Origin of the sequence: Paenibacillus sp. RC21 (assembly GCF_044907935.1) — a bacterium.
Classification (GTDB): domain Bacteria; phylum Bacillota; class Bacilli; order Paenibacillales; family Paenibacillaceae; genus Paenibacillus; species Paenibacillus terrae_A.
This window is the reverse complement of the sequence record NZ_JBIYCS010000003.1, coordinates 762877-786982: the sequence shown is the minus strand read 5'-3', so window position 1 is coordinate 786982 and position 24106 is coordinate 762877. Positions and strand designations below refer to the sequence as shown.

Annotated in this window: 26 protein-coding genes and 1 riboswitch; of the genes, 9 read left to right on the top strand and 17 right to left on the bottom strand. The window is 45.7% G+C overall.

The genetic code is table 11. The features are described from left to right. The first annotated feature begins 185 nt into the window (after positions 1 to 185). The 8 genes from ABIA61_RS13405 (at position 186) to ABIA61_RS13370 (ending at position 6737) form a co-directional block, all read left to right on the top strand. Positions 186 to 581: a hypothetical protein gene (locus ABIA61_RS13405; RefSeq protein ID WP_283655246.1), complete on the top strand. Its 396-nt coding sequence runs from the start codon at positions 186 to 188 to the stop codon at positions 579 to 581. Positions 582 to 783: 202 nt separating this feature from the next. Next, positions 784 to 1278, top strand: coding sequence for a cation:proton antiporter regulatory subunit (locus tag ABIA61_RS13400; protein WP_134910545.1), 495 nt, complete (start codon positions 784 to 786; stop codon positions 1276 to 1278). Between the two features lie 4 nt (positions 1279 to 1282). Continuing rightward, positions 1283 to 2509 (top strand): cation:proton antiporter, encoded by a 1227-nt coding sequence (locus ABIA61_RS13395; RefSeq protein WP_044647429.1) that lies wholly within the window; start codon positions 1283 to 1285, stop codon positions 2507 to 2509. 90 nt (positions 2510 to 2599) lie between these two features. After that, positions 2600 to 3463, top strand: a complete 864-nt coding sequence (locus ABIA61_RS13390) for a YitT family protein (RefSeq protein ID WP_283655244.1) — start codon at positions 2600 to 2602, stop codon at positions 3461 to 3463. 301 nt (positions 3464 to 3764) lie between these two features. After that, positions 3765 to 4301, top strand: a complete 537-nt coding sequence (locus ABIA61_RS13385) for a pyridoxamine 5'-phosphate oxidase family protein (RefSeq protein WP_283655243.1) — start codon at positions 3765 to 3767, stop codon at positions 4299 to 4301. Between the two features lie 292 nt (positions 4302 to 4593). After that, positions 4594 to 5337 (top strand): YggS family pyridoxal phosphate-dependent enzyme, encoded by a 744-nt coding sequence (locus ABIA61_RS13380; protein ID WP_283655242.1) that lies wholly within the window; start codon positions 4594 to 4596, stop codon positions 5335 to 5337. A gap of 21 nt (positions 5338 to 5358) precedes the next feature. Next, positions 5359 to 6588 (top strand): benzoate/H(+) symporter BenE family transporter, encoded by a 1230-nt coding sequence (locus ABIA61_RS13375; protein WP_404580830.1) that lies wholly within the window; start codon positions 5359 to 5361, stop codon positions 6586 to 6588. 5 nt (positions 6589 to 6593) lie between these two features. After that, a complete protein-coding gene (locus ABIA61_RS13370; protein WP_283657752.1) occupies positions 6594 to 6737 on the top strand; it encodes a hypothetical protein in 144 nt (47 codons plus the stop codon). Here ABIA61_RS13370 and pdxR read toward each other — a convergent pair. The 5 genes from pdxR to metA form a co-directional block, all read right to left on the bottom strand. Continuing rightward, the gene (pdxR, locus tag ABIA61_RS13365; protein ID WP_404580829.1) at positions 6732 to 8162 is read right to left on the bottom strand and encodes a MocR-like pyridoxine biosynthesis transcription factor PdxR; all 1431 of its coding nucleotides are present in this window, start codon (positions 8160 to 8162) and stop codon (positions 6732 to 6734) included. The two genes, ABIA61_RS13370 and pdxR, sit on opposite strands and share 6 nt — an antisense overlap. A 321-nt stretch (positions 8163 to 8483) precedes the next feature. Further along, on the bottom strand, positions 8484 to 9617 hold the full coding sequence (mqnC, locus tag ABIA61_RS13360; protein WP_283655239.1) for a cyclic dehypoxanthinyl futalosine synthase: 1134 nt from the start codon (positions 9615 to 9617) through the stop codon (positions 8484 to 8486). A gap of 408 nt (positions 9618 to 10025) precedes the next feature. Beyond that, positions 10026 to 11204: a trans-sulfuration enzyme family protein gene (locus ABIA61_RS13355; RefSeq protein WP_283657751.1), complete on the bottom strand. Its 1179-nt coding sequence runs from the start codon at positions 11202 to 11204 to the stop codon at positions 10026 to 10028. Then, complete coding sequence (locus ABIA61_RS13350; RefSeq protein ID WP_283657750.1) at positions 11201 to 12385, bottom strand: PLP-dependent transferase; 1185 nt, start codon at positions 12383 to 12385, stop codon at positions 11201 to 11203. Before ABIA61_RS13350 ends, ABIA61_RS13355 begins: the two co-directional genes overlap by 4 nt. 125 nt (positions 12386 to 12510) lie before the next feature. Beyond that, entirely contained in the window at positions 12511 to 13428 is a 918-nt protein-coding gene (gene metA, locus ABIA61_RS13345; protein WP_283655238.1) for a homoserine O-acetyltransferase MetA, read from the bottom strand. Positions 13429 to 13549: 121 nt separating this feature from the next. Then, a riboswitch (SAM riboswitch) is annotated at positions 13550 to 13675 on the bottom strand. A 553-nt stretch (positions 13676 to 14228) separates the two neighbouring features. Between metA and corA the strand changes: the two genes are divergently transcribed. Then, positions 14229 to 15164 carry a magnesium/cobalt transporter CorA gene (gene corA / locus ABIA61_RS13340; RefSeq protein ID WP_014280596.1) on the top strand — a complete coding sequence of 312 codons (936 nt, stop codon included), beginning with the start codon at positions 14229 to 14231 and terminating at the stop codon, positions 15162 to 15164. 79 nt (positions 15165 to 15243) lie between these two features. On the opposite strand, the gene ABIA61_RS13335 is transcribed toward corA, so the two are convergent. The 12 genes from ABIA61_RS13335 to ABIA61_RS13280 form a co-directional block, all read right to left on the bottom strand. Beyond that, complete coding sequence (locus ABIA61_RS13335) at positions 15244 to 16257, bottom strand: HRDC domain-containing protein (RefSeq protein ID WP_404580828.1); 1014 nt, start codon at positions 16255 to 16257, stop codon at positions 15244 to 15246. Positions 16258 to 16423: 166 nt separating this feature from the next. Further along, complete coding sequence (locus ABIA61_RS13330; protein ID WP_283655236.1) at positions 16424 to 17302, bottom strand: ROK family protein; 879 nt, start codon at positions 17300 to 17302, stop codon at positions 16424 to 16426. A 168-nt stretch (positions 17303 to 17470) separates the two neighbouring features. Further along, entirely contained in the window at positions 17471 to 18367 is an 897-nt protein-coding gene (locus ABIA61_RS13325; RefSeq protein ID WP_283655235.1) for a 5'-3' exonuclease, read from the bottom strand. A gap of 75 nt (positions 18368 to 18442) precedes the next feature. Beyond that, on the bottom strand, positions 18443 to 18808 hold the full coding sequence (locus ABIA61_RS13320) for an arsenate reductase family protein (RefSeq protein ID WP_283655234.1): 366 nt from the start codon (positions 18806 to 18808) through the stop codon (positions 18443 to 18445). Between the two features lie 2 nt (positions 18809 to 18810). Next, positions 18811 to 19773 carry an RluA family pseudouridine synthase gene (locus tag ABIA61_RS13315; RefSeq protein WP_404580854.1) on the bottom strand — a complete coding sequence of 321 codons (963 nt, stop codon included), beginning with the start codon at positions 19771 to 19773 and terminating at the stop codon, positions 18811 to 18813. A 21-nt stretch (positions 19774 to 19794) separates the two neighbouring features. Next, a complete protein-coding gene (locus tag ABIA61_RS13310; protein ID WP_283655233.1) occupies positions 19795 to 20358 on the bottom strand; it encodes a cob(I)yrinic acid a,c-diamide adenosyltransferase in 564 nt (187 codons plus the stop codon). A gap of 18 nt (positions 20359 to 20376) precedes the next feature. Continuing rightward, positions 20377 to 20949, bottom strand: a complete 573-nt coding sequence (locus ABIA61_RS13305) for a hypothetical protein (protein ID WP_283655232.1) — start codon at positions 20947 to 20949, stop codon at positions 20377 to 20379. Positions 20950 to 21051: 102 nt separating this feature from the next. Continuing rightward, a complete protein-coding gene (locus tag ABIA61_RS13300) occupies positions 21052 to 21258 on the bottom strand; it encodes an aspartyl-phosphate phosphatase Spo0E family protein (RefSeq protein ID WP_044646649.1) in 207 nt (68 codons plus the stop codon). Between the two features lie 114 nt (positions 21259 to 21372). Continuing rightward, positions 21373 to 22584, bottom strand: a complete 1212-nt coding sequence (locus ABIA61_RS13295; protein ID WP_283656226.1) for an aminotransferase class I/II-fold pyridoxal phosphate-dependent enzyme — start codon at positions 22582 to 22584, stop codon at positions 21373 to 21375. Positions 22585 to 22596: 12 nt separating this feature from the next. After that, positions 22597 to 23097 (bottom strand): Lrp/AsnC family transcriptional regulator, encoded by a 501-nt coding sequence (locus ABIA61_RS13290; RefSeq protein ID WP_014280586.1) that lies wholly within the window; start codon positions 23095 to 23097, stop codon positions 22597 to 22599. A gap of 144 nt (positions 23098 to 23241) precedes the next feature. Continuing rightward, a complete protein-coding gene (locus ABIA61_RS13285) occupies positions 23242 to 23628 on the bottom strand; it encodes a spore coat protein (protein WP_014280585.1) in 387 nt (128 codons plus the stop codon). Positions 23629 to 23662: 34 nt separating this feature from the next. Then, complete coding sequence (locus ABIA61_RS13280) at positions 23663 to 23899, bottom strand: hypothetical protein (RefSeq protein ID WP_044646651.1); 237 nt, start codon at positions 23897 to 23899, stop codon at positions 23663 to 23665. Between the last annotated feature and the right edge of the window lie 207 nt (positions 23900 to 24106).

Genomic DNA, 24106 nt, shown 5'->3' with positions numbered 1-24106 from the left:
CTGCAAAGGGTTATACGAAGTGAACGACTGGAAACAGGATACAGCGTAAAATGAGAAAAATCAGGTTTCAAAGAGCAGGTTTTGGTGTTATAAAGAATGGCTGCAACTCAATACGTTTGAATATTTAGGGTTGCGTATGTTAAGGTTATAGTAATATGAATTTTTCACAAGAGGGAGGGGATTAGATGTCAACGATGCTGAACATGCTGCGTACACTCATGATTGTCATATTGAGCCTCGTTCAGATTTTGTCCCTTCCTGTGACGTTTCACGCGGAAGATACTACTCAATCCCTCCAGTTTACTGCGGGATCTTCTCTCATGCCGATTGTTGAAGCTTCTTCGTTGGAAACGGATTCCCATGGGCTGGAGCATCACTCCAAACCAGCCATCCGCAAATCCTCTCCGGTCCTTCATCTGGTGATTGCTGCGGCCAAATCACTTCCCTTTGTCATTTTGGTGGCGTTGGTGCTACTATTGAGTATTCCAAAACTACGTCTGCCTTTTATTCCAGTCATCTGCAAGCTGAAAAAGCAATTGTACTTGTTCCCCATCAAATTCACCTCCAGTTATGTGGCTTAACCCCTCTTGCATGCACACCATATTTGCATGTCTTTTTGTAAACCTTTCCTAATAGTTTAATAAGTAAGTCTGTTCTCTGTCTGTTTTTATGCCAATTAATGTAATTTTATAATGTGAGAAAAAGTTCCATGTCACACCTAATGTATGTGATTTATTTCCCATACCAATTTTAAACAAATGTACAATACAGGAGGCATTACAAATGGATATTCGAGAATCTATTTTGCCAGGAATCGGGATTAAATATCGAATAGATGCGGAAAATGGCGATCGCCTTGTCATTATTATTCATGATGACGGCAGACGTGAGTTGTATCATTTTGATTATGAGGATTTGGAACAAAGTATTTCTATGACGACCCTAAGTGATCAGGAAGCGCGATTGGTGGCCTCCATTATCGGTGGCATGACGTATAAGCCCAAGCAGCTTGAAAGCGTAGAAATGACGTTCGACGATTTTATTATTGAATGGTACAGAGTGGAACCTCACTATGCTAGTGTTGGCAAGTCCATCGGTGAGCTGGATGTACGCCAAAATTCAGGAGCTACGGTTATTGCCATTGTTGAGAAAAAAGGGAACAAGTATGTAAATCCCGGCCCGGAAGTGATTATTAGCGAGGATGCTACTGTGGTCGTGGTCGGGGAACGTGATCAGCAAAAACGCTTTAAACAAATTCTTATGAACGGAAGCGGGTGATTGGATGGATCATCTGGTATTTGAGGTTGGATTGGCTATTGCTCTGATCGCCGCAGCCGGACTTATCTCCACCAAACTCCGCTTATCGGTCATCCCTTTTTATATCCTGATTGGAATGGCCGTCGGACCGCATGCGATGGAGCTGTGGCATTTTGATTTTCGATTTATCGAAAGCGCGCCTTTTATTGATTTTATGGGAAGAATCGGGGTGCTGTTTCTTCTCTTCTACCTGGGACTGGAGTTCTCGGTAGGCCGTTTGATTAAATCAGGCCGTTCCATCGCGGTGGGCGGCACCATATATATCGGCATTAATTTTACATTAGGACTGGCGCTCGGCTTTCTAACTGGTTTTCCCATCGCAGAGACACTCGTCATTGCCGGGATCACCACGATTTCCTCCAGCGCCATTGCTGCCAAGGTGTTGGTCGATCTGAAGCGAACCGCTAATGCTGAAACTGAAATGATTTTAGGCATTATTATGTTTGAGGATGTTTTCCTCGCCGTCTACATTTCTATCCTCTCCGGATTGGTTCTCAGCGATTCATCCTCGCTCGGGGGTGTGCTGTTATCGGCGCTAATCGCGCTTGGTTTTATGCTCGCAGTTATTATTATCGGTCGGAAGGCCGTCCCTCTGTTAAATCGAATTCTTCGTATTCGCTCCAATGAGGTATTCGGACTTGTTATTTTTGGCTCCCTGTTTCTTGTGGCAGGTTTTTCGGAAACGATTCATGTGGCGGAAGCCATCGGAGCCTTATTAATCGGACTCGTGCTAGCCGAAACAGAACATGCCAAACGGATCGAGCATTTAATTGTTCCTTTCCGCGATTTCTTTGGCGCCTTGTTCTTCTTCAGCTTCGGACTATCTATTGATCCACTGTCTCTGGGCGGAAACGCGATCTGGCTTGCGCTGGCAGCAGTCATTCTTACGTTAATCGGTAACATTTGGGCCGGAATGCTGGCTGGACGCACTGTCTCTCTGTCACCCAAGGCGTCGGCAAATATCGGTTTGACGATTGTGGCCCGCGGTGAGTTCTCGATCATTATGGCTAATTTGGGAAAAGAGGGCGGTTTGCTGGATATTGTTCAGCCCTTTGCAGCTATCTATGTACTTATATTGGCGATTATGGCTCCCTTACTGGCAAAACAGTCAAAACCTATTTTTAATATGATGAATAAGGTTTTCAAATTCAAGGACCCCCGCCTTCGAAAGGAAGAGAGGAACTCGGTGTAACTGAAATGTAAAAGCTGGATACGACAATCCAATAGGAGGGAAGGCTATGCCGCACGCTGTAAAACATGCCGAAGCTCTATGAGGCGGCTTGTGAAGCCCGCTTCGGGAGATGCGAGCAGGTTCCCTGTCTTTTATACGGTGATTGGCGGAATTACGGCATCCGTCGGTCTGGAATTGTTTTTGCATCCGCATGATATGATCGCTGGTGGCGTCACAGGCATTTCCAGACTCATGTCGCTTTATACACAAGAACATTTTGGATTACTGCTGTTCATTTTGAACTTGCCGCTCATGCTGCTATATTCTCTGTCGACCCACAAGCCCATGCTACTTCGGGCGCTTCCAGGTCTGTTTGCCTTTTCAGGCTCAGCCATTATTCTGTCCCCTTTCCCGGCAGTAAGTGGTCACCCGGTAGTATGCGCTCTGGGCGGAGGGATCTGCATCGGACTTGGCGCAGGGCTGGCGGCCCGTCACGGAGGTTTGCTCGATTCTCTGGGGCTGAACGAATCTGACGATGGCCGTCCGTCCAGTCTGTTTCTGACACAGCGGAAGATTCCGTTGATACAAATTGTGATGCTTTGTAATGGTTTGCTGTTAATTACGGCTGGCTTCGTGCTAGGCTGGGAACCAGCTCTGTATTCAGCCCTATCCTGCCTTGCTGCCTATGAAACGACCCGACTGATGTTTACCGGTCTGACTCGGATGATTTGCGTCGTCAGCAAGGATCAGCAAACCGTCCAAGAAGCCTTATACCGCAGGCTCCGTATTTACAGTACGCCTGTGGGAAATCCTGCACAGATAGAGGGCAAAAATAGAGGTGAACGGGCAGAGGAAAAAGATGAACAGGTCATCGTCTACAGCGTTCATCTATTGGATTTGCAGCGCTTTAAGGCGGTCATCCAAATGGCAGATCCGCAGGCTGAGATTATGTATGTGAAGCGATGGGAAGTGTAGCAAGGCCAAGTATATTTACTTCTATATTAATGCGATTTGAGAAAAAAGAATAATCAATAATTATAAACACATTAAAAAACGCTTATCTACACTAATCCCTCTTCACGGATTAATGATAGATAAGCGTTTTGTCGTGATTACGATATATTAACGGTTGTATTCCTAATTTCGCATAATAAAGTCATGTTCATTTGCTTAGCAAAAATATGGATTGCTTGATTTTTATATTATGGATGTACTAACTCAATCCAATCACTGATATACTAACGAAAACAATCCAACATTATAGGAGTGGTTGAAAATGGATAAGGTTCGTTACAAGATAAGAGAAGTAACAGACAGTGGCAAAATTGATTCTTTCTTGAATAAAGCGAGGATTGGGCATCTGGGTATGGTTGATGGTAAGTTGCCATACGTTGTTCCGCTCAATTATGTTTGGTCAAACGGAAAGCTTTATTTTCATGGAGCTACTGGCGGGAGACGAAATCAGGTGATGAGTACAAATCCAGAGGTTTGTTTTACAGTTTGCGAAGAATATGGAACTATTACTGATCCAGTACCAGCTAAGACAGACACCGCGTATATGAGTGTTATGATTTTCGGCAAGGCTGAGCCTATTGTCGATCTGGACGAAGTTACACATATGTTGCAGGAAATGATTCGAAAATATGTGCCTGATTATTATAACCGCCCATTAGCCAAACAGCACGTTGACAAATATAGGTCCGCTGTATTCGGAGGTCCAGTTCAGGTATACCGAATTGACCCCTATCATATAACGGCGAAAGAAAATCCAATCGAAGAAGAAAAAATGTATAGACCAGCAAAAACAGTCTAATAGCCGTCTCTAGTGAAACACTTATTTTTGCCAATTTGCATGTGTCTTTCTTTGTGATCTCCATTCCTGAACCAATATAGAGGTTACTTACATCTATAAAATAGGGTTTGGGATGAAAGTTAAACCAGCCAGGTCGAGCAATGACCAAAAGCCATGGATCCTAATCATAAGGACTGTGGCTCTTTACTGATGTTAGAACCAAAAATTTTGATAAGAAGGCATCAGAAATGCGAAAAGCTAAAATACTTGAACAAAATACATGGGTGAGAAGCAGAAAGAGGGTAAAACGAACATGGGCCATTTAGTCGAAGAAAATCTTGAATCCGTACGACAACGGATGGAATTGGCTTGCCAAGCTTCAGGGCGCAAGAAAGAAGATGTGAAATTGTTGTTAGCGACAAAAACCGTACCCCTTGAAAAATTAAAAATTGCCATTCAAGCGGGCGAAACTTTATTTGGTGAAAACAAAGCTCAAGAACTTTTGGGGAAATTACCACTTATGCAGCAGTACAACCAGGTGGAATGGCATTTTATCGGACATCTGCAAACGAATAAAGTAAAAGACGTTGTAAAATATGTCAAGCTCATTCATTCTGTGGACCGTTTGAGATTGGGGCAGGCATTGCATCATCAGCTCTTGAAAGAGAACAAGACCATGGATATTTTGGTACAAATCAATACGTCCTACGAAGAAAGCAAATTTGGCGCTCCGCCAGAAGCAGCACTGGAGTTAGTTGAACAATTGTCTCAGTTCGAAACGTTAAACATTAAAGGCTTGATGACTATTGGAAAACTGAATGCCTCAAATGACGAAACCAGACATTGCTTCCGATTGTTAAAACAAATTCAGGCACAGATTATGGTGGGAAAATTTCCACGTGTAGAAATGGACACTCTTTCGATGGGCATGTCAGGGGATTTCAAGGTTGCCATCGAAGAAGGAGCTACAATCATACGCGTAGGGACAAGCGTATTTGGCCAACGTTATTTGCCAGACACGTATTACTGGAACGAAAACGCGCGTCAGAACGATTAGGAGAGAGGCAGGAGAGAGCTTATGAACACAACATCAACTTCACTCCGCGGCCGCGATTTAATTTTACCCACTATAGCTGCTTTAATATCTGTCATTGTCAATTATGGGGGTACATTTATTCTCGTATTTCAGGCAGCAAAAGTAGCAGGTCTAAGCTCTGAAATGACCACTTCATGGATATGGTCGATTTCTATTGGTGTGGGTGTAACTGGTATATGGCTAAGTTACCGATACCGTGAACCGATTATTACCGCTTGGTCAACACCAGGCGTAGCTTTTCTTGTTTCGGCGTTAGCTGTAACCCCCTATCCAGAAGTGATTGGCGCCTATATTATCTCTGCTTTAGGATTTATTATTTTGGGGTTATCGGGGATGTTCGAACGTTTCGTCCGGCTAATCCCTCCAGGCATTGCTTCAGGGCTGCTGGCAGGTATTTTACTGCAGTTTGGCATTTCAGCCTTTGGTGGCGCGAAAGTTAACCCTCTGCTTGTAGTTGTCCTGTTTTCTGCGTATGTAGTATTAAGAAGGTTTACATCCCGTTACGCTATCGTGGGTATTTTGGCAATCGGACTTATTTATTTAATTAGTGTGGGGAAAGTAGATTTCAGTAATATCAAATTGGCAATTGCATCGCCGGTATTTGTCGTTCCAGAGTTTTCGTTTCATGCTTTATTGGGTGTTGCATTACCGCTGTTTATTATTACCTTGACAGGACAATATATGCCTGGAATGCTAGTGTTACGAAATGACGGATTTAAAACGAGCGCGAATCCGATTTTGACTGTAACGGGTTTAGGCTCGCTCTTAACAGCGCCTTTTGGTTCACACGCCTTTAATGTAGCAGCAATTACAGCCGCGATTTGTACAGGGAAAGACGCGCACGAGGATTCAACAAAACGTTACATTGCAGGTATTGCCTGTGGCATTTTTTACATTGTTGTCGGCATTTTTGGTGTGACGCTGTCTGCTCTGTTTCTGATTCTTCCTGCTACCTTTATCGCCACCTTAGCAGGATTGGCACTCCTGGGTACAATTGGCGGTAGCCTTGCCAACGCATTAACAGATCCCAAGGGACGTGAGACAGCATTAATTACTTTTTTAGCAACAGCCGCAAATGTTACATTACTTGGAGTTGGAGGTGCATTTTGGGGACTTATTACAGGTTTGGCGGCACATATTTTGATTTATGGACAATTTCGAAAAAAGCAATATAGTACGAATGTAATACAACAAGCTGAGCAGAACCAATAGAAGGCTTGAAATCAGTACAGATACAGATAAGGTCACATGAGAAGCTGCTTGGCGGTAAGCAACGAGTATTCACCTTTGCTGCAAAAGTGGTAGCTACGCCATCTCATGAAGCTTTAATGATGCATCTCGGCGTAGACGGCGCCTTATAAAAGCATCTCCGCAAGGCGATAAATACCGACTTCAATTGCCTCCTCATCTACTTTAGCAAAACCAAGTACCCATCCTTTTCGGTCGCTATTTAGACAATAATTGCTTAGGGGATAAACACGTATTCCTTCTTTGAGCGCTTGGTTAGTCACAGCTTCTTCGTCAAACGATTCCTCAGCTTCGAGAAGCATGTGCAATCCTGTTTCTACCCCACTGAGTTTAAAACGCTTGTCTAGACCAGTAGCAGCTATGGCCTTTGTCATGGCTGCATGTCTACGCCGATATACATTTCTGACTCTTCTCATATGGCGCATGAAATGCCCGTGTTCAATAAAATGAGCAAGCGTCAATTGTTCCATAATTGGAAGATGACGATAAGTGAGTGCATGGACTTGAGCAAGCTGTTGGATGGCCCCTTTTGGCCCAACAATCGCCGATATTCGTATTCCAGGAGCAACCATTTTGGAAAAGCTCATCATATATAACGTATTTTGGGGTTGATGGCTGAATAACGTAGGAAGTGGGTCCCCACGATATCGAAATTCACTATCATAATCGTCCTCAACAATCCAAAATTGATGTTGTGAAGCCTTACGTAACAATTGTTGCCTCCGTGGTTCCGACATTATGACTCCAACTGCACACTGATGCGAAGGCGTGACAAAAGTTAGCTTGGATTGTGGATGAATGTGATCTACCTGTAATCCGTATTCGTCAACAGGAACGGGCACAACATTCATACTCCTATATTTCATGGTCATCCAAGCGGCAGGAAAACCGGGATCTTCAACATAAACCGTGTCTCCTTCAGTTAATAGCGCTTGGGCGATCAAATCAAGGCTATGCTGCGCTCCTGAGGTTAACATAATTTGATCGATATGCACATGGATTCCTCGTTCAAGTGACAAATACCGTTGTATCTGTTCGCGCAGTGATACAAAACCGTAGGCGTTACCATAAGCCCAATTCGCCAAGTCCATTTCTGTGGAGGCTTGTAAAAATGATTGTCTCCATTTTCTTTGAAAATGTTGGTCCAAATAAGGTTCGTGGGGACAGAAATCAATCTCCACATTTTGCTCTTCTTTGCCTCTAAGCCAGCCGTGTAGATGATTGACTGCAGCCTTTAATACAGGTAATTCAGGGGTGACTGGCCCTTGAGGCATAACATCTTCAAAAGAGCCTGTTATATAGCTCCACTCACTTACCCTTGTTCCACCGCGCCGAGATGTCACGGTGTATCCACGGCTGAATAATTCCTCATAAACAATCTGTATGGTTGAACGCGAGACACCGACTAATAAAGCGAGCTCACGAGATGGGAGTAGCAATTCCCCTGGTGGCCATTTTCCTGTTCTAATATTATGAATCGCTTGGTCTAGAAGTTGCTGCCATAGGGGACGTTGGTCGTTTCGGTTAACTTTGAGCATAAGATTCACCTTCATATGTATTTGAATTCAACATGTGGATTGCTTAAATCACTTATTAATGTATGATTATAACACTCCATTAATTAATATACTATCATGACGATAGCTGCCTTTCAATACGATAGTATTTAGAAAAAGAGGACAACTAGAGCGTTTCTCCAAACTTTAAGCAGCCAAATCATGATGGAAACCAACGTCAAAAAAACTTGTCTATCATTAATCCTTACATTTGGATTAATGATAGACAAGTTTTGTGTTACTATCGCAAAATAACAGGTTATATGCTCCATTATGTGTTAATTTAGTTATGGTGTGTTTGTCTTAATTTTGCATAATAAAGTCATGTTCAATACTGCTGGCACCGTCAAAGGTTCGAATAATATCATAGCGGGTATTGCGTTGTGCCGGAACATGACCCGTTTCGCGGATCAGCTGTAAAATGGATTCGATGTTGACTTTGTACGTTGCGCCTGCGGCGGAAACGACGTTTTCCTCAATCATGGTACTACCGAAGTCGTCACAACCGTAATACAGTGATTTTTTACCGATCTCTGGTCCCATCGTTACCCATGAAGACTGAATATGTTTGATGTTATCCAGTACAAGGCGGCTGATTGCGACAGTCTTCAAATATTCCTCTGGCGTCTGGCGTTCCTTTTTCAGGTTCGTATTATCCGGTTGGAAGGTCCATGGAATAAAGGCCAGGAAGCCTTCGGAATCATATTTGTTTTCAATGCATTCGTCCTGAGCATCACGAACACGCAATAAATGCAGTGCACGCTCCTCCATCAACTCGCCAAAGCCGATAACCATCGTGGCCGTCGTGTTCATACCCACCTTGTGAGCGGTCTGCATCACGTCCATCCAATCACGCCAAGAGCCTTTGAGACGGCTGATTTTGCGGCGTGTGCGGTCATCTAAAATTTCTCCGCCCCCGCCTGGCAGGGAATCCAATCCTGCTTCATGAATGGCTCGAATCGTATCTTCCATGGACAAGCCGGATTTTTCCTTCATCTTATGAATTTCAGCTGGCGAGAAGGAGTGCATCGTAATATCGGGAAAACGCTCCTTGATCGCTTTGAGCAAATCGGTATAGTAACTGAACGGCAGATTAGGATTCACACCGCCTTGCATCAGAATCTCAGTGCCGCCTACATCCTGGGTTTCCTTGATTTTCTGGAAAATCACTTCATCGGGCAGGACATAGCCTTCATCTGAACCCGGTCTGCGGTAAAAAGCGCAAAAGCGGCAATATACGTCACAGACGTTCGTATAGTTAATATTTCGTCCGATGACGAAGGTTTTGATCGGATCAGGATGCATACGGTTCATCACTTTGTTCGCCGCGTGACCGATTTTTTCTACTTCGTCTGACTCGAACAAAGCAACGGTGTCCTCTAAATTCAGGCGTTCGCCGCGTAGGGCTTTATCTAAAATATGGTCGATTACACTCATGGTGTATCCTCCTTCGCTTTCACAGGGGGACGAAATGAAAGACAGGACTTATGAACGAGAATGATTTCACAAACCTGCGTTCGAACCCTGTCGTATTATATGTGTTCATGACTGGCTTTGTATTTGTCTGTGCTATATAGCATAGTAAAACCTAATGATAATACTAACATATCTTTAGGTAAGGAACCATACTTATTCCCGTTTCTTTCTGCTTTCTACCCAGGGGATGATGCGACGAACAAGCTATAATTCTACGGTACATTATCCCATGGAAAGGGAAGATGGGGTTGTGCAACAGCGTTCATATTGCCCTCCGCCATGTCGCGCCTACACAAAGCAGCAAGCTTCCCACTACACAGAAGCTTGCTGCTTTTTTAGATTTTATGTTTATTATGCCGTGTTTTTGTTTTAGCGAAGAGCCTCATTCAGATCATTGATCAGATCGTCAATATCTTCCAGGCCTACGGAGAAACGCAGCAGACCGTCCGTGATTCCCCGCTCCAGACGTACACTATGCGGCATTGCAGCATGTGACATCATTGCCGGATACGACAAAATACTTTCTACAGCTCCCAGGCTCACCGCCACAATCGGAATTTGTACGCGATTGAGTACCTCTTTTGCACGCTCACCGGAACCTACATCAAACGAGATAACCGCACCGTATCCACTGGATTGGCTTTCATGTACGGCACGCCCCGGATGATTTTCCAGACCCGGATAGTATACCGCCTCAATGTCACTTCGCTCGTTCAGCCAATTGGCCAGCTTCGCTGCACTCTTTTCGCTGTGAGCCATACGTGCTTCCAGTGTCTTCATCCCGCGCATAAGCAACCACGACTCCTGTGGGGCCAATACGGTTCCAAGTCCGTTTTGAAGCTGCTTGATTTGTCTGCCCAACGACTCCGTACGTGCTACCGCAAGACCTGCCAATACATCGCTGTGGCCGCCGAGAAATTTGGTTGCGCTGTGCAACACAATATCGACACCCTGCTCAATTGGACGTTGATAATATGGCGTCATAAAGGTGTTATCCAGCAGTGTCAGCAGCCCTTTATCCTGTGCCCAAGCTGTTATCCCTGCCACATCGGTGATTTTGAGCGTTGGATTGGAGGGCGTCTCCATGTACACTGCCTTCGTATTTTCCTGCAATGCTTCTTTCACAAGGTTGATGTCTGTCATATCGACGAAGGTGGTTTCGATATTCATCCGTTTTAAAATAGAAGTCAGCAGGCGGTAGGTCCCTCCATATACATCTTCCGAAACAATGACATGGTCCCCAGCGGACAACAGCATAAACGTACTGGATATAGCCGCCATGCCCGATGCAAAGGCAAAACCTCTCGCTCCACCTTCCAGTAAGGCGATGTAGTCCTCCAAAGCTTGCCGTGTCGGGTTGCCGGAACGGCTGTAGTCATGCAGCGGAGGATTGAAAATATCGTGATGGTGAAAGGTGGACGCCTGATAAATCGGTACGCTCGACGCACCCGTAACACTATCGATTTCAGAGCCAAAATGTAGCAGCTTGGTAGCAAATTTCCGTTCTTTTTCCGACTCTTGCCCGATTTTCCGCACGTCCTCAATCATTGCTGTTGTCCTCCTTCGATTTCCTGACGTGCCGCCTCCAACGCTGAACGCAAATCTTCAATTAAATCATCCGTATGTTCAATGCCGACGGAGAAGCGCAGCAACCGATCATCTACTCCCACTGCATCCCGAATCTCAGCCGGTATATCGGCATGTGTCTGCACAGCAGGATAAGTCATTAACGATTCCACACCGCCCAGACTTTCTGCAAAAGCAATAAGCTTAATGTTTCGAAGCAATGGCTCCACATAACGGGCATCTTTTACTTTAAAAGAGAAAATACCTGTGTTGCCGCTGGATTGTTTATTTTGAATTTCACGACCAGGATGACCCTCAAGCCCCGGATAAAACACCTCAGCCACCGCCGGATGCGTCAGCAGATAATTGGCCAGCACCGTCGCATTGTGCTCATGCCGATCCATACGCAGCGCCAATGTTTTCATGCCCTTCATCAACTGGTAGCTATCGCTCGGAGAAAGTACAGCACCAATGGAATTATGAAGGAAGGAAATTTCGGCTGACAGCTCCTTACCCTTGGTTACAATCAAGCCTGCCAGCACATCGTTGTGTCCGCCCAGATACTTGGTTGCGCTATGTACCACAATATCGGCACCCAGTTCCAAAGGACGCTGGAAATACGGTGTTAACAGCGTATTATCTACAATGGTAAGCAACTGACGTTGTGATGCCCATTCGGCTACAGCGCGAATATCCGTAATCATCATTAATGGATTCGTAGGCGTTTCAATGAATACCGCTTTGGTATTCGGTCGACATGACTGCTCGATGGCTTCAAGATCGTTCGTATCCACATAGCTCGCCGTCACGCCGAATCTGGATAAAATACGTTCCAGCAAACGATACGTGCCTCCATATAGATCCAGCGATACAATCAGATGATCTCCTTGTCCAAACAGGGCAAATACCGTTTGCAGCGCCGCCATACCTGAACTGCATGCAAAGCCTGCATCACCGGATTCCAGTGTAGCGGACGCCTCTTCCAGCACCTTACGTGTCGGATTGATCGTTCGAATGTAATCAAATCCTGTGCTTTGACCCAAACGGGGATGGCGAAACGCCGTAGATTGATAAATCGGAAAATTCACTGCTCCGGTTACCGGCTCTTCGATTGAACCAATTTGTGCTAATCTGCTTTCGATTTTCCACTGTTTCTCACTCATATGAATCCTCCTGTTCATTTCCACAATAGGTGCTGTAACATATGCTGCAAAATTGGATTATCACATCTATACTGCTGCGCTGCTGCAAGGTGGTACTGCGTAGATATAAACGTTAAGCCCCTTTTTTAAATCTGGGGCCCGATATCGAAAGGGGTTTCTTGGTATACATAATAGTTGAGCCAATTTGAAAATAATAAATTGGCATGCGCACGCCAGGTTGAGGGCGGTGTACGCTCAGGGTCATTGTTGGGAAAATAATTTTTCGGTACTTCAATATCCATCCCTTTGGCGACATCACGATCATATTCCCATTTCAGGGAAAGTGGATCGTATTCGGAATGCCCAGTCACAAAGATTTGTTTGCCATCACGCGTAGCTACCAGATACACTCCGGCTTCCTCAGATTCGGATAAAAGCTCCAGTTCGGCAATATGCTCAATATCTTCGCGCCGAACCTCTGTATGCCGGGAATGAGGTGCATAAAACAATTCATCAAAACCGCGTAGCAATTTCACTTTAGGTTTAATAACGCTATGTGAAAACACGCCAAAACATTTGTAATCAAGTCCGTATTTAGGAACATCGAAATGATGGTACAGACCCGCCTGTGAAGCCCAACAGATATGCATGGTCGAAGTTACATTCGTTTTCGTCCATTCAAAAATTTGCCGGATTTCCTCCCAGTAGTTCACATCTTCAAACTCAAGCTGTTCAACGGGTGCTCCCGTAATAACCATACCGTCAAAACGGCTGTTTCTGATCTCGTCAAAGGTTTTATAAAACATGTTCAAATATTCCTGCGATGTATTTTTAGATACATGCGACTTCATGTGCACCAGCGTAACGTCCACTTGAAGCGGGGTATTGCCGACCAGACGCAACAGTTGGGTTTCCGTTGTCTCTTTGGTAGGCATCAAATTCAAAATGGCGATGCGCAACGGACGAATATCCTGATGATAGGCCAGGCTTTCATCCATTACGAAAATATTTTCGCCCTCCAGCACTTCCTTGGCAGGTAGTGTATCCGGAATTTTAATCGGCATGTAAATTCACTCCTTGTTCGGTGAAGTTTTTTGCGAAAATCGTCATGTTGAGATGCCGGGCATATAATAAAAAGACCTTCCTCGGTTACGAGAAAGGTCATATTTGTATCCATATGCGCCTCTCTCATCTGTCAGGGCATCGCTCTTTGTAAAAAGCGCGCGTCCTGCAAGAATTAGCACCGTGCGATTAAAATCGCCGGTTGCCGGGTATCATCGGGCTAGTCCCTCCACCTGCTCTTGATAAGATTTCGCTATATTCATTTTGGGTTCATAAAAAGTTCTTGTTGTTCACTTTAATGCATCCGCTGGGCTTCGTCAAGATGGGACTTGTAATTTTCCACCCCTGCATTCACATTTCGTCTTACATTTCCATATGTTAAATCATACATTACCCCATCGCCGAAGCTCTTGTCACTCCTGTTGATTTAGCCCATGATTTTGCGCTTGAAAGGCTGTAGGCCGAGCGTTATACTATACAAGTGCTATAGGCGAAAATATAAAGCAGTGGTGCAGATTTAGAGTGCTTTCTGCGATACTGTGGCAACCTAAAAAGAACATTTGTGAGGTGAATCCGGAATGGAAGGCGACCCGAGTCCGAATAGGCGGCGATCCCTGAACAACAGCATAGGAATGACTTCAGCTTGCCGAAAGACGGGACGCCAGGCTCTGCATGCTCCAAAAGCCTCTGGCTTTTGATGGGATGCCGCTTACCCGATCCGGCTAACTGGCTAACTGAGTCCATTCCTTATGCTTGAGATACACGTATTTTCCGTTACGACGGAGCATAAGGAGTGACATATATGAAAATCCGTTTGGTAAACAATGGGGTTTTTACCCCTGTCGAAGAAATTGAAATGGCGCTTACTCCGCCAGCAGAAGGCTTTTATTGGATTGATGCCGATGTTGATGATCTGGCAGTGCTCCAGCCTTTGTTCTCCATGCATGATCTCGCGGTAGAGGACTGTTTGAGTGAAGAAGAGCAGCGTCCAAAGATTGAAATTTACGAGAGCCATTATTTTATCGTTGTAAACAGTATTCGTTTTGATGATGAAGAAATATTTTTACGTGCTTTGAACATTTTCCTAGGCCGCCATTTTATCATTACGGTGACGAAGCAGAAAATCAATGAGCTACGTACCCTCAAGCCTATGCTATGGGAGCAGGAGGTTAGCCAGCCTGACCGTTTTATGTATCTGTTGATCGATTTGATTGTTGACAACTATTTTCTGGTTGGTGACCGGATTGAGGTTCGCATTGAAAAGCTGGAAGAAGACATTCTGATGCATACGAAAAAATCGCATTTGAATGAAATTATCGGCTTACGCAGTGAGATCCTGTGGCTGAAAAAAGTGCTTGGTCCACAAAAAGAAGTCATCAATACGTTGAACAAACGGGATTTACGGCTGATTGACGATCAATTGCAAAAATATTTCAGCGACATTTATGAAAATGCCGTGAAAATTTCGGAGACTTTCGAAACTTACCGCGATCTAATGGGTAACCTTCGAGAGGCTTATCAATCCAGTATCGCTAACCGTGCGAATGAAATCATGCGCGTGTTTACAGCGATTACAACCGTGTTTATGCCGTTGACTGTTATTACCGGAATTTATGGTATGAACTTTGATAATATGCCTGAGCTTCATACACGTTATGGTTATTTTGTCGTCATTGGTATTATGGTGGCGCTGGGTGTAAGCATGTTTTGTATTTTCCGCAAGAAGGACTGGGTTTGAAAAGAATCAGCGGCAGCCGTATCCTCACAGGATATAGCTGCTGCTTTTTTTGTGTGGTTATTTTTATATTTGCGCTATGTTATCCCGCATGTCGTTCTGATGCTACCTGATGACGAAAACGGATACGAATCAGACGCAGCCGCTCATAAACTTGATCCAATCCCTTTTCCGCAGCCTGTTCCTCACCATATACCCGCAGCATGACGGGCTTGAGCAGCGTATCCCCCAGTTCTTCAAACGCAGACCAGATCGCCATCTGCTCTTCTTCAGATACGTTCACCAATTCCTGACGGATCAGTTTTTCCATATCGATTCCATCTCTATCCAAATGCTCTACTGCTTCAATCATTTCTCTACGATGTAACCCCGCCTTCAGTCCGATATGCTCCAATGTAAGACCGTCTGAAATACCTTCAATAATGGTTTTTGTCAGACTGAATTTATTCAGTTCCTGCTTATACTGGGTCTCTTTTTGCTTGTACAGCCATGATAAGAAAACTTCCTCATCCAGCGTCTCTGTTACCCAATTTAGCGGAAATGGCGTAGTCCGGTCATTTTGTGTCGTTATAGCCAGTAGCTCTGGCCCATATTGAGATATTTTACCTTGCCCCATCCCTGGTAGCTCCAGCAACTCCTCCTCGGTATGGGGAAGATAGACGCTAATCAACCGGAGCAGACGATTGGTAGCGATAAAATAAGGTGCCTTTCGCTCGGCAGCCGCCTTTTGCCGCCTCCACATCGTCAATTGCTCATACACATCATCACGCGGAAACAAATCACTATAGCAATACAGCTTTTGTAATGTTTGTCCACGTCCTGCTGCCCCTGCCCCTTCCTGCTCATGAAAAACACCATGGATTAAGGGTCTGTAGCCCTCTGCCATCTTCAGCGCCAGCTCATGGCGGTATACATGCAGCAACTCCTGCCACAAGCTGCCCTCATACCAAAGATCATCTGTACTTTCATCCAAGCTGTGTTGTGTGCTCCATCCTGCACTCCATACCCCATCATGTTGACCAATCCATACCTGGGCAAATAGCTCATGGCCCTGTTCATTCCGTTTGGACAAGCGGTTTAAAAATACAATTTCCATGCTTTTTTCCTCCATGCTTATAATTGGGTTACAGTCCGGTACAACGCCAAACGCAAAAAAAGCACCTATCCCGCGTATTCGCAAGAAAGGTGCTTCCCTTTTTGAGCCGTACTATACTGTTGCCTATATGATAACCGTACCTCGGATCGCCGTCAACCCAAAATTATCATTTGTTCAGCTTTTCCTTTGCCAAGGCAAGAGCACCGCACAATCCGGCATTGTCTCCCAAGCCTGGGGCCACGATATATTGATCAATTTCTGTAGTCAGACTCCGATGCTGTACGTATCCGTTCAACAGTTTTTGAAGCTCGGCGCGAACGAGTGGGAACAGTTGCTCCTGCTTCATCACTCCGCCGCCCATAATAATTTTTTGCGGTGAAAGAATCAATACATAGCTCATCAAAGCCTGTGCCAAATAATAAGCTTCCATCTCCCATGCCGGGTGATCCACAGAAAGCTCATGGCCTTTGACCTTCCATCTTTTTTCAAGTGCAGGACCCGCAGCCAGCCCTTCCAGACAATCTCCGTGATAAGGACATGTCCCTTCATAGGTATCTTCCGGATGACGACGCACCAGAATATGGCCCATTTCAGGATGGGACAGTCCATGAATCAGCTTTCCACCGACCTGAGCACCCGCTCCGATACCTGTACCTATCGTAATATAGAGACAGCTATCCAGTCCCTTAGCCGCCCCCCAGATGGATTCGCCCAATGCTGCACCGTTCACATCCGTGTCAAATCCCATAGGTACGTCAAAATGCTCTTTCAGTTTGCCGATCAGGTTATAATTGCCCCAATGCGGCTTTGGCGTTGTTGTAATATAGCCATATGTATCACTGCCTTCGATAGGATCAATCGGCCCAAACGACCCTACACCCAGCGCTTCAATGCCCTTCCCTTCAAAAAATGCAACGACATTCGCCATCGTTTCTGCTGGCGTGGCTGTCGGAAAGCTCGCGCGTTCCAGCACCTCTCCCTGTTCGTTGCCAATTCCACATACAAATTTGGTACCGCCTGCCTCAATTGCTCCCAATACTGTCATAGCTGCTGTTGTCCCCTCTCAGTCATGATCCGATTCTCTCTACCCTATATTCTCCTGAAACGTATCCAAGGTCAATCCCCTTAAAAGGACACTAACGCACAAAGCGCCAGCATCCTCATATGTGTAATGAGAGCTCCGGGTTGTACTTGTGAAGCCAAGCTGGCTTCGTTATGATCCAGTTGCCACACCCATTAACGTACACAAGCTTTTCATTTCAAGCTCCTCAAACTTGTCTACAATTTGCACATGATCCAGTGTCAGCAGACAGCTGTCCAGTTCGCATGCTACAGGTACACCACAGTGAATTTCAGCCAACTTACGTGACAAATGCAGCATATCCAGATCACTCTCGATCTTTTTGCGCACCGCCGGCGTCAATTGATCCAGATTCTCCAGAATACCTTCAATGGAGTCATATTCCTGTACCAGCTTGAGTGCCGTCTTCTCACCAATGCCCCGTACTCCCGGATAATTGTCACTTGCATCCCCCATTAGTCCCTTGAGGTCCACGACTTGGCGAGGTTTGAGTCCTTTTTCGGACAGCAGCGTTTCCGGGGTATACACCATATAATTGCCGTGGCCTTTTTTCATAATAATGACCCGTGTCCGCTCATCCACCAATTGGAGTAAATCGTGATCTCCGGAGAGAATCATTACATCCATGTCCTCAGTCTGCGTATAAAGGCGTGCCAGCGTACCGATACAATCATCCGCTTCAAAGCCTGCCGCTCCAATGTTAGGAATGCCGAGGCTGTCCGTCACTTCACGGATCAATGTAAATTGGGGAATCAAATCATCTGGCGCGTCAGCCCGATTCCCCTTGTACGCAGCAAAATGCTCCCCGCGAAACGTCGTTCCTCCCATATCCCAGCAGCATACGACATGCGTTGGATTATATGTTTGTACCGCATCCCAAAAATATCGAATAAAACCATATATGGCGTTCGTTGGCACTCCGGCCTTTGTACGCCTTATATAACCGTTTGCAGCAGTTGCATAATAAGCGCGGAATAACAGAGCCATGCCGTCAACCAGCATTATGGATTGTTCTTTACGTTGTGTCACAGATTGTATTGCTCCCATTCATGATATTATTATTTAACCCCAACAGTATAACATATCACGGAGCCGAATTGGACGTTATTGAGCGCCCCATGCTTCCTCAAATGTTTCCTCTTTGAAGCCTACCGTTACTTTGTTCCCGTCTGTTACAATCGGGCGCTTGATCAATCTTCCATTCGAGGATAAAAGCGAGATTTGTTCTTCACGGCTCATGTCTGCCAACTTGTCCTTTAGCTTTAGATCCTTATAAGCCTCACCGCTCGTATTGAAAAACTTTTTCAGCTCCAGTCCACTTTTGCTGATTAAATCAGCTAATTCCTCCGGGCTGGGAGGTTGTTCAAAAATAGGAACCAATTCCGTTTCATGTTCCTTGCTTTGCAGCCATTTCACTGCATTGCGGCAAGTGCTGCATTTAGAGTACTGGTATACTTTCAACTGGCTCATTGTTATGCTAACCCTCCATTTTGATTTCTTAACACCTCTTGCAACTTGGCCATATCGTCCGGCAAAGGAGCGCAAAACGTCAGCTGCTCTCCGGTCACAGGATGCACCAAGGACAGCTCTGAGGCATGCAATGCCTGTCGGGGCATCTGGGCATCCAACTGATCATAGCGCTCACGTTGTGCAGCGTCATCAGGCGTATTTCGGTACATTTTATCTCCAATCAACGGACATCCGATAGAAGTCATGTGTACCCGGATTTGGTGCGTACGCCCGGATTCCAGCTTAATCCCGATGCGGCTCCCCTCATTCCAGGCTTCCTCCAGCTTATACAGTGTAAGGGCCGGATAACCATCAGGGGTCACCATGCGCAAATGTGGATCATCCGGATTACGGTCAATCGGCCCATCCACCCTGCCTGTCTGTGGATCAGGGCAACCGTGCACCAGGGCAGTGTAACGCTTATCCACCGTTCCCATAATCATTTGCTCTGAAATATGCTGGTGTACATATGGATTTTTAGCCACCACAAGAACGCCAGTCGTCTCCTGATCCAGACGATGAACGGGGCGAAACCGGAACAGCTCACCTTTGGCCTGCCAATAATGCACAATCCCATTAGCCAGTGTTCCCGTGTAATGACCGTGAGTAGGATGGACAATCATACCCGCCGCCTTGTTGACAACCAATAAATGCTCATCCTCAAACAAAATGTCAAAAGGAATCGGTTCAGGCAAAATATCATCAGAACGCTCTCGCTCCATACGAATTTCCACCCGATCCCCGGACTGTACCTTTACACTGATATACACTCGTGTTCCGTTCAGCATAATGCCTTGTTCCGTCAGCTTGAGTTTGGATATCAGCTTGCGTGAAACATTCATACGTTTTTGCAAAATGGTCTTCAACAGCATTCCCTCCTCCTCAGGAGGGATCGTATACACGATAGGTTCATAGTACAAGCTCATCACAAATTCCCGGTTGCCTCCTTATTTGCGGAACACTTTTTTGCTGCGCACATATTCGACATCCGGCACCCCTTGACGTACATTCGCGGTGCGGGCCACGACGAAGAAATAATCGGACAGACGGTTCAAATACCGACGTACCGCAGGATTGATTTCCGTATGCTTGCCCAGTGTGACAGCACGACGTTCCGCTCGGCGGCAAACCGTACGACAAACATGAAGCGCTGAGGACAACGTGCTGCCTCCCGGAATAATAAAACGCTCGACCTTCGGATTTTCCTCCTGACATGCATCAATCCAGCCTTCCAGCCGCTCTGCCAGCTCATCCTTCACCTTGTATTTGCTTTCGTTGATTTTGACAAACGCCAAATCCGAACCGCAATCAAACAGTTCCTGCTGTACTTCCTCCAATTGGGTCCGAATATCTGCAAACTTTTCCCCTTCGGCAAAGCTGATCGCTTGACCTACAAAGCTGTTCAGTTCGTCAATCGTACCGTATGCCTCCACACGGTCATCATCCTTGGCCACCCGACCGCCGATCACCGAGGTTTGTCCCTCATCACCTGTTCTTGTATAAATCCCCATGGTATCTCATCCCCTCTATCATTCCGTCAGTGCTTTTAATACCTTAATGGCTTCTTCCTTATTACTCGTACGCGGTGGCACGGTAGCAAATAATGTTTTGGAGTTATATTTTACATCCTTGAACATCTTCATCTGCTCCACCGGAATCCCGAACAAATGAGTTTCCTTGATCATATCTGTTCCTTTTTCCCCCTGCTCCTTCTCCTTAAATACGCCGCCCTCGAACACACCCCGAGCATACGTTTTCTTGTCAAAAGCATCGTCTAAAGGCAAATTCGAACCATTCTGTCCATACAACTTCATATCCTCTTCCGGCAAAATAAACAGGTCGTTTTCCCCGGCCGCATATTCAACGACCAGTTTCTGCTGGTTATACAATGGGCTAACTGCAAGCTCGATGGTTGGAGCCTGTTCGCCCAGTTTATCCTTAAGCTTTTGCGCCAGCTCATCACGAATAATTGAAGCATCCCCTTGCTTATCCATGATAAAAATGGTGAAACTGTCCTTGTCCCGCCCCCCGCATCCCGCCAACAGCACGAGTGCCAGCATTCCGATAATCCATGGCGACAGCCTTTTCAGCCCTGCTCTCATATGTACGCCCCCTCTTCCATGCCACTAATATATCATAAGTTGTGAACGCAAAAAAAGAAGGCCCTGCGGCCTTCTCTATACGTACGGCTTGGCTTCACACGGTTACACCTTGCATTCCGTACCGTACAGCTTCATGTATTCGTTAATTTTCAAATCGAGCTTGCAACTGATCTCAATGACAAGATCAGAGGTGAAGGACTTCTCTTCCTGAAACGTCCGCATCATCTCATTGCGCAGGAACAAAATTTCATCTTCCAGGGAAATGTCGTATCCTATTGAACCCGATGAATTATATCCAACATATGACATGATCATTCCTCCTGCAATTGAAAAATTGAACTTCCTGCTTTCGATTTTACATTATAGCATATAAATTTAGAAATAAAATACTTTTTTCTATGAATTACCCATAAAAAAATAATTTTAACCTTCTTTTCTTACTTTTTCTACAAAATGACCAATACGATCCAATGCTTCTGTCAGTTGAGACACAGAGGTCGCATATGAGCAACGAAGGTATCCTTCGCCCCCCAAACCGAATACGTTCCCCGGCACCGCCGCAACCTTGGCCTCTGCCAAAAGACGCTGCGCAAACTCATCCGAGCTCAGCCCTGTGCTTTGAATACTTGGGAAAACATAAAAAGCCCCTCTCGGTTCGTGGCATTCCAGACCAATTTCCCGGAACCCCTCAACCATCAGACGGCGACGCTGATTGTAAGCTTCCACCATGCGATCCTTCTCGCCCAAACCATTGCGTAGACCCTCAAGAGCCGCAACCTGACCCATCGAAGGCGCACACATCACGGTATACTGGTGGATTTTAAGCATAGCGGCAATTAAATCAGGGTGCCCGCATGTATATCCAATACGCCAGCCCGTCATGGCGAAGGCTTTGGAAAAACCGCTGACGAGAATGGTACGATCCATCATGCCTGGCATAGCCGCGAAGCTAACATGCTTCTCACCATAGTTCAACTCTGCATAAATTTCATCAGAAATGACGATCAAATCATGCTTTTCTACAACTTTCGCAATCGGAAGCCAATCCTCATAGGTCATGGTCGCCCCGGTTGGATTGCTCGGATAGCATAATATCAGCACTTTGGATTTAGGTGTGATTTTAGCCTCCAGCGCCTCTGCTGTCAGCTTGAATTCATCCTTGGCGAAGGTTTCAATCCCTACGGGAATACCGCCGCCAATCGAAGTGATCGGAGAATACGAAATGTAGCATGGCTCAGGAACCAGAATTTCGTCGCCAGGTACAATTAACGCACGCAAAGCCAGGTCAATCGCTTCGCTGCCGCCCACCGTCACGATGATTTCACTTTTTGGATCATAGCGGACTGCAAATTGCTCATCCAGATATTCACTAATCGCCTCACGCAGTTCAGGCGTCCCCGCGTTGGAAGTATAGCTGGTAAAACCCCGCTCCAATGAGTAGACGCAGGCTTCCCGCATATGCCAAGGGGTTGTAAAATCCGGTTCGCCTACCCCCAGAGTAATAATATCCTTGTTGCCGCCCACCAGATCAAAAAACTTACGAATGCCCGAGGATGGAATCTCGCGCACCAATGGAGACAAATACGAGCTCATGGCTTTGTTACTGTCAGTCAATGCTTCAGGTTTGATATTCATCATGATCTTCCTTTACGGCGAAATCATCAGACGATTATCTTCCTGATGATCTTCGAAGATAATTCCGTCCTGTTTGTATTTTTTGAGCGTAAAATTGGTCTTGGTAGACAGGACCGAATCAATAGGCGACAGCTTTTCCGACACAAAGTTCGCTACCTCGCGAAGATTGCGTCCTTCTACTTCCACTAACAAGTCGTATGCACCAGACATGAGATATACCGATTTAACTTGTGGATACAAATAAATCCGTTCAGCGATGCCTTCAAATCCTCTTCCCCGCTCCGGTGTAATTTGCACCTCAATTAAAGCAGTAACCTTTTCGTCGTCAACTTTATCCCAATTAACCACAGCGGCGTATTTGACGATCACATGCTGGTCTTCAAGCTCTTTAATCGCGGTACATACATCCTGTTCGGCAACTCCCAGCAAGGTAGCAAGCAGAGTCGGCGTCCTTCTTGCATCTTCTTTTAACAATTCCAGCACTTTTAATTTCAAATCATTCAGTTCTGTCATTCTACATAAGGCCTCCATCAAAAGAGATTACTATACATCATACAATACGTGCTTTAAACCTGCAAAGAAAAACCGCCCGCCCCGGTGAACCCGGCAGACGGACGGCTTGTTATGAGAAAAAGCTTCAAAAGCGGAGTGCCCCGTTTACATATAGTAAGGGTTGTTTTGGTGAGAAGGCTGGCCCTGTTGATGCATAGGCTGGCTATACACTCCCGCGGAGGACGATTTTTGCTGAATGAACTGCTGGCATTCCTGTTGGGTTTTTCGGGCTTCCTGAATCTGTTTGTCCAAATCGGTGCGCAACGCTTTGGTCGTGGTGGAGTACATGTTGTTCTGACTCATCAAACGGTACAAATCACCTTGCAGACGCAGTGTATCGCTCGTAAGGTCGGTGAAAAGCTGGCGCACAGACGGACAATTGGATTCAGTTGTCGCCGTTGTATATTCTCCCACAGTGCGTTTCATATCGGCAAGAATGGTATAGAGCAAATCTTCTTCGGGCATAAATGACGTATTGTTCTGTGAAAACATCGTGATATTACCTCCTTTGTTGGTTAATCCATAGTTACTGCTGCGGTTGCATAGGGGCAATCTGCTGGTGCTGTTGAAGGGCATTTGAAAGCAGATTCAGGTGGTGCTCATGAGTTCTCGCGAATTGCAGACAAGCTTGCTGAATGGCAGGATGCTGAACGGATGCTGCCGTTGCCGCACATTGCTTGAGCAGCAGTTCTTCATTGGAAATGGAGTCCACGATGTACTCCAGTTCTTTGCCAGTCAAAGGTTGCATGTTCGTAGATTGCATGGTCTGTGCCTCCTTAAATGTTTTGTTGCACGCTGGTTAGCTTGTCCGTTTGGCGGAATTATATGTATATGTGAAGAGGAGCGGAGTTTATCGAAATTTGACGATTTAGTGAAGTACGGTTCCTGAGGAGGACGCTACGCGATCCATTTGATCTTACGATCGCTGTTGCCTCGGGATTCTTTGGATTTTATAAAATATTTAGAGGTA